The sequence below is a fragment of the Shewanella olleyana genome (assembly GCF_023283825.1).
GTDB lineage: Bacteria > Pseudomonadota > Gammaproteobacteria > Enterobacterales > Shewanellaceae > Shewanella > Shewanella olleyana.
On the sequence record NZ_JAKILD010000054.1, the window covers coordinates 1 to 6,204 of the forward strand.

Below are 6,204 nucleotides of genomic sequence, written 5' to 3' on the forward strand. Positions count from 1 at the left end.
TTTACTGCGTTATCGACTTTTTATGTAGAATAACTACACCACAAAGTCTCTGCCTTGTATCAATGGCCAACAATTCGCTGCAAAAACAACCTTGAAAGATCAACACGCCCTAGGGTTATGGAAGATGGTTTATAGGGTGATTTTTGCAGAATTTATCAGGTCGCTGAGGTTAATTCTCATAGTTAAAGCGGGCAATGATCCAATCGATTAACTGCTGTACAGCAAGATTAGGTTTTGCGTTGCCATGGTGAATAAGGTGGTATTTGTCGCGACTATTCAGCGTCTGCGGGAATAGCGCGACGAGGCTTTTATTATCAAACCACTTCTGACTAATGGGCAGTGGGATAAGCGCCACACCTAGGCCTTGTTCTGCTGCTCTTGCAACGCTGAACATACTATCTAGTTGAATGATTTGTTTAGCTTTAAAGTCATCGATACCCGCAGTCTCTGCCCATTGTTCCCAAGAGTGAGGGCGAGCTTGGTGGACGATTAACGGTGTTTCAGATAGAGCGTCAAATCCTTTGGCATGTATATTTGCAAACAGTATTGGGTTACAAGCTGGAATGTAATTGAGCGGGAATAGTTCAAATGCATTTTCGCTACTGCTTCTTGTACCTGATAACACGATGGATAAGTCTGTTTGCGCAGTTTGTGCAGAGCGGGTTTTGACGGTTTCTAATTTTAAATTGATATGAGGGTATTCAGTTGACCAGCCGACAAGTTGAGGGACAAAAAGCTCGCTTGCGAAAAACTCCGGCATAGAAATACTGACTTCTTGCATGCTGGTTTGTTGACTGAACTGGTTCACAGTTTCGGATAGTTGCACCATTAATGGCGCAATTTGTTGGTAGAAGCGACGACCATCGTCTGTGAGTGTGATTGAACGAGTCTGCCGTTTGAATAAAGCTAGCTGGATGCTTTCTTCTAATTGCTTTATTTGATGGCTCACCGCAGAAGGGGTGAGAAAAAGTTGATGAGCAGTCTCTTTAAAACTCAAGCACTCTGCTGCTACACAAAAACAACGCAAACCTCGAAGAGAGGTATGTAAAGGTAACATGGGTTTCTCTATTAGCTAAACAACCACTAAAGCAATTGCCGAGCCAATTTACATGGGCCTAACACGGCCTATACAAGGGCATTTACACAGCTGATGAGCATTAATGATTGCTGATTTTGAACATTTGCACCAAGTTAGTGCGAAGTTAAGTTTCGCATAGAGCTTGAAATACAAGTGAGGTTTTGTAGATAAATATAAAGCTCGCCGAAGCGAGCTTTAATTTGTTTAAGCTATCTACCTACAATTAGATAAATAGATAGTTTGAGTGGGGTCTTTAATCATCTAAAATTGAAATTCAGCTTATTGTACCGTTACGCTGATATCTGAATTAGTGATTAAGCCTGCAGGTGTGGTTACCGTGAAAGTAATGATATCCGAGCCAACTTCAGCCGCAGCAGTATAAATAAACTTAGTCGCAACTTGATCACATGCATGCGTTACGTCGTCAGCGGCAAAACTAAAGCAAGTTCCATTTGGCACAGTGTAGCCATTAAAGTTCACATCACCATTAATTGCTGAGATAGTGAGTGAAGAGCCTGCTGGCAGTACTTGTCTGGCACTGTCGTATAACTCAATTAACACTGTAGTCATCTCTTCAGGCGCTAATGTGAGACTGCTAATGTTATTACCATTAGTATCTGTAGGAATGATGTTGGCTGTTGAGCCAGACATAGTGATAATGGTTGCTGAGCGAATATAGGTTTTATTCGCTTGGCCTTCACCACATAAGCTACCTTCACATTGCGGGCCGTTAAACTTGCCATCAGGACCTGAGTAGCTGCTATTACCTAAAGCACTAAAGAATGGTTTACCCGTAACGTATACACCGACTTCGTCGTCATCTCTAAATGCATCGCCTAAATCGCTAAACCCGCCTTGGTGGTAGGTTTCTCTGTCCATACCGTTACCGGTACAAGCTATAGGATTGCCTGCTCCGTCAAGACATGCATCAACAATTACGCCGCCATCAGCATCATCAAACATGTTGTTGCCATTGGTATCAAAGAAGGTTTCATGGCCTAATGCATAAGCCAAAACAGTTACGCGATGATCTGTTGGACGAGGATCAGCTGATGTCCAAATGACTGAACAAGTGCCATTAACTGTTGAGCAAGAAGGCTGAATTTGCCCCCCTTCAGTGGTGAAGTTAACTGTGGTGTCATCAGGTGCTGGGTTGCCAAAGCTATCAGAAGCAAACACTGTCATGGTCACTTCTGTACCATCAATATTGCCAGCTTCTGGGTTAAATAATGATGGTGAAAGGCTAAAGCCTAATTGCTGCGGTAAACCTGTATTTACAGTTAGCTGTTCTGATTGCGTAGTGATTGTATTGCCTGAATCACTATCAGTTGCTGAGGCTAACACTCTGACAGGTGTCGGTATAGTGCCTGATTGAACAGTGACCGATACCAAGCCTTCAGAATTACTGGTCGCTTCACTGGTGGTTTCGCCATTTGAGAAACTCAACCCACCAACAATAGTGTCTAAACTGAATTCAACTGTTTGTTGAGCTGCAGGTTGACCACTTGCGCTGCTAACTAAAAACGTCACTAAAGATGTTTCCGTTGAGCCTGTACCGCCGGCACCTTTAATGCGAATTTGTGTTGGTTCAGCTGAGATGAAACTGAGGCTACCAAGCGATTGACGCTCTAATGAAAAATCAAATGTCGCACTAAAGGTTTCGCTGCCAACAACGGTAGATGCAATGATTTGTTCACTGCGAACACTATTACCACTGCAACTTGTATCTTGGTAGGTTGAATTAGCACGACCTGCTGACGTTGTTACTGGGGTATCAATGCTGGCATCGGCATTCACTACACAATCTGAAGTAAATGACACGCTAGTTGGTGTTTGCAAGGGCGCAAAACTGCCATCATCAGCTTCAACAACGATATCAGCATAAACGCCAAAGCTCGCGCCTGCACCAATGATATATTCGCCATTAGAATCGGCGGTTAAACTTGAGCCTAAAGTTCCGTCATGAAAAGCACCTTCATCATCAATAGAACCAAATTTAACGGTTCCATCAGGAATAACCGCATCACCCGCTAATACTTCATATGAACTTGTACCGGTAATGGTAGTGTCATTGTAGTCAGTACTTGCCACCAGTGTGTATGCGCCAAGTTCACTGCTAGTCGCTGTGTAACTCACTGTCGCAATACCGTCAGCGGTCGTCAGAGCTGTATTCGGTGAAAGGCTAGCATTGCCTGCTTGGAAAGTGACTAACTGATTAGCAATCGGCTGGTTGGTGCCATCAAGGATATTCGCCGTCAATAACACAGGCTGATCGATTTTAAAACGGGTAACCGTTTGTCCAGATTGAGTGATACTGGCAGTCACTGAGATTGATTCAGGAGTGGGGATGGTATTACTATCTTCAAATTGATAGTTTTTGCTGGCACTGACGCTATCTGAATCAGCGTCATCAGGATTGTATGTCACCGATAAGGTGCCTGCGCCAATTGCGCTGTCGGTTGAGCTAATAAATACGCTGGCAAGGCCATCGCTGTCAGTCAGTTTACTGTCAGCACTGGCTTCGCCAAAACTAGGGACAAAATTTACAATGGCACCGCTAACATTACTATTAGATAACTTGAGCTGAGCTACAGCGCAAAAGCTTTCGTTAATATCAAATGTCAGTGAGTCTGTATTAGTGTCACATTCACCATTTACCACAGTTTGATAGCTTACGCTGATGCTGTAATTACCATCTTCGCCTCCACCATTGTCACTGTCATCAGACGGGCCATTACAGCCAGTAATTAAACCAAGTAATCCAAGTGAAGCAATTGATAAAGGCAGTGCGTGTATTATTTTTTTTAGTAGCATCAGCAACATCCTTGTAGGGGTAATTTATTCAGCTAATCCAGCGCGTAAGTATTTAAATAGTTCTTTATGAGATTTTGAATCAGGATTCTTAGCTAACTCTTTGTTAGCTTGACGAATGAGTTGGCGAAGTTTTTGGCGATCAAATGCTTCGTGTTGTGCAAGTAACGCTTCAACTTCTTCATTTGGATTTTCGAGCAAGCGAGCACGAAGTTTTTCAATAATCTGCACTTGAGCAGTCTCATTATTGTTTTTATTCAGCACGTTATTTAGTGCTGTAATAATCGGTTCGTGTTCAAAACCACGCATTAGCTTACCGATATACTGAAGGTGGCGACGGTACGCCTCAGTTTTAGGTTTAATGCTTTTAGTTTTCAGTACAGCATCATACAAAAATTCATCTAAGCCAATTTTGTCTAATTGAGACTTACTCAACGCAATAAGGCGCATGCCAAGCTCTTGAGCATCTTCGCTTTCTTTTTTGAATTCTGTTCTGCTGACGTAATCATCGTCATTGTCATATGGCTGGTGGAAGTGATCTGAATCGCCGACAATTTTCATAGTAAATAACCTCTAATAAATATCGGCGAATAATAACACTTTAGGGCCTATTGCGGCCACTGAATATACGTTAAGACACCGATTTACTTTAAAACTATTTTTCATGCATTAAGTGATAATTCAACATGATAACTATAGGTTAGTTTATTTAAGCCTATTTGTGGGAGCTAAATCCTTGTTTTGATGGTTATCAATACAGTTTTGAATTTGATATGCTAAGCCTAACAATGGAAACTAAAGAGTAAGTTTGTGTCTACCAAGAATATTGATACTGAATTAGCGACGTTAAAAGATGCCGTTGCTGTAGCATTAGAACATGCAAAGAAATTAGGCACGAGCGCTGCTGAAGTCGCCATTAGCAAACAACAAGGGTTATCGGTTTCAACTCGCGAGAAAGAAGTCGAAACCGTTGAATTTAACAAAGACGGAGCCTTAGGCATTACGGTTTACCGTGATGGTTGCAAAGGTAGCTCATCGACCTCTGATTTAAGCCCTGAAGCCATTGCCGTTGCAGTTAAAGCGGCGAATGACATCGCAAAATATACCTCATCAGATCCTTTTAGTGGCTTAGCCGATAAAGAGCTTATGGCGCAAACTATTCGTGATTTAGATTTATACCACCCACAAGATATTAGCCCAGATGAACTCGCTCAATTAGCGATTCGCGCTGAAGAAGCAAGCTTATCGGTTGATGAACGTGTACAGCACTCAGATGGCGCAACCGCCAATGCACACACTGCGGCTAAAGTTTATGGTAACAGCCATGGCTTTTTAAATGGTTATTGTAGCTCGCGTTATAGTTTAAGTTGTGTGGTTATCGGCGAAGAAGCTGATGGCAATATGCAACGTGATTATGATTACACTATCGCGCGTAAATATAATGAATTAATGACGCCTGAGTCGGTTGGTTTACTTGCGGCAAATAAGACCTTAAATCGTCTTAATGCACGTAAAATTCCGACCTCGAATTTACCTGTATTATTTTCGCCAGAAATCGCCACAGGCTTAATCGGTCACTTGATTGGTGCAATCAGCGGTAGCAGTTTGTATCGAAAATCGAGCTTTTTACAAGACTCGATTAATACCCAGTTATTTCCTGATTGGTTTAGCATCGAAGAAAACCCACATCTTATTGGTGCGTTAGCGAGCGCTAACTATGACAGTGAAGGTGTTGCAACTCAGCAGCGACAAATCGTCGATCGTGGCCAATTAGAAACTTACCTATTAACCAGTTACTCAGCTCGCAAGCTAGAATTACCGAATACCGGTCATGCTGGTGGTATTTATAACTGGACCTTAAGCAATACAGGCCAAACCTTTGATGAGTTAGTGAAAGCAATGGGTACAGGCTTAATTGTGACCGAAGTCATGGGCCAGGGCGTTAATATGGTAACGGGTGATTACTCTCGTGGCGCTGCAGGTTTTTATGTCGAAAATGGCGAGATTCAGTACCCAGTTGAAGAAATTACCATTGCAGGTAATTTAAAAGATATGTTCATGGGGATCCAAGCGGTCGCCAAAGATCAGGACTTACGTTCTTCAATTCGCACCGGTGGTATTTTATTAAGCGAAATGAAAATCGCGGGTAGCTAATTTCCCCAAGCTTCACTTATACAATGAAAAAAGCACTGCAATGGCAGTGCTTCAGATTAATGACAAACCCCCACTTTTTTTAAGTGGGGGTTTTATTTTATTGGTTTATACGCATTTCACGACGTTTATTTAAAAACACATCTTGAGCAATATTGTTGGTT

At 42.2% G+C, this 6,204-nt stretch carries 4 protein-coding genes; 1 reads left to right on the plus strand and 3 read right to left on the minus strand.

Going from position 1 to position 6,204, the window contains the following annotated elements; genetic code table 11:
- Positions 1-169 precede the first annotated feature (169 nt).
- From L2735_RS19635 to yjgA, 3 genes are all read right to left on the minus strand, one after another.
- On the minus strand, positions 170-1,057 hold the full coding sequence (locus tag L2735_RS19635) for a LysR substrate-binding domain-containing protein (RefSeq protein WP_248986279.1): 888 nt from the start codon (positions 1,055-1,057) through the stop codon (positions 170-172).
- A 300-nt stretch (positions 1,058-1,357) separates the two neighbouring features.
- Entirely contained in the window at positions 1,358-3,892 is a 2,535-nt protein-coding gene (locus tag L2735_RS19640; RefSeq protein WP_248986280.1) for an Ig-like domain-containing protein, read from the minus strand.
- Between the two features lie 24 nt (positions 3,893-3,916).
- Positions 3,917-4,450 (minus strand): ribosome biogenesis factor YjgA, encoded by a 534-nt coding sequence (gene yjgA, locus L2735_RS19645; protein WP_248986281.1) that lies wholly within the window; start codon positions 4,448-4,450, stop codon positions 3,917-3,919.
- 249 nt (positions 4,451-4,699) lie between these two features.
- Here yjgA and pmbA point away from each other — a divergent pair, with 249 nt between their 5' ends.
- The gene (gene pmbA / locus L2735_RS19650) at positions 4,700-6,043 is read left to right on the plus strand and encodes a metalloprotease PmbA (protein WP_248986282.1); all 1,344 of its coding nucleotides are present in this window, start codon (positions 4,700-4,702) and stop codon (positions 6,041-6,043) included.
- Positions 6,044-6,204 lie beyond the last annotated feature (161 nt).

Bases quoted from the DNA above. Each gene is read 5' to 3' on its own strand.
- L2735_RS19635 (WP_248986279.1), bottom strand. From the start codon at position 1,057: ATGTTACCTTTACATACCTCTCTTCGAGGTTTGCGTTGTTTTTGTGTA.
- L2735_RS19640 (WP_248986280.1), bottom strand. From the start codon at position 3,892: ATGCTACTAAAAAAAATAATACACGCACTGCCTTTATCAATTGCTTCA.
- yjgA (WP_248986281.1), bottom strand. From the start codon at position 4,450: ATGAAAATTGTCGGCGATTCAGATCACTTCCACCAGCCATATGACAAT.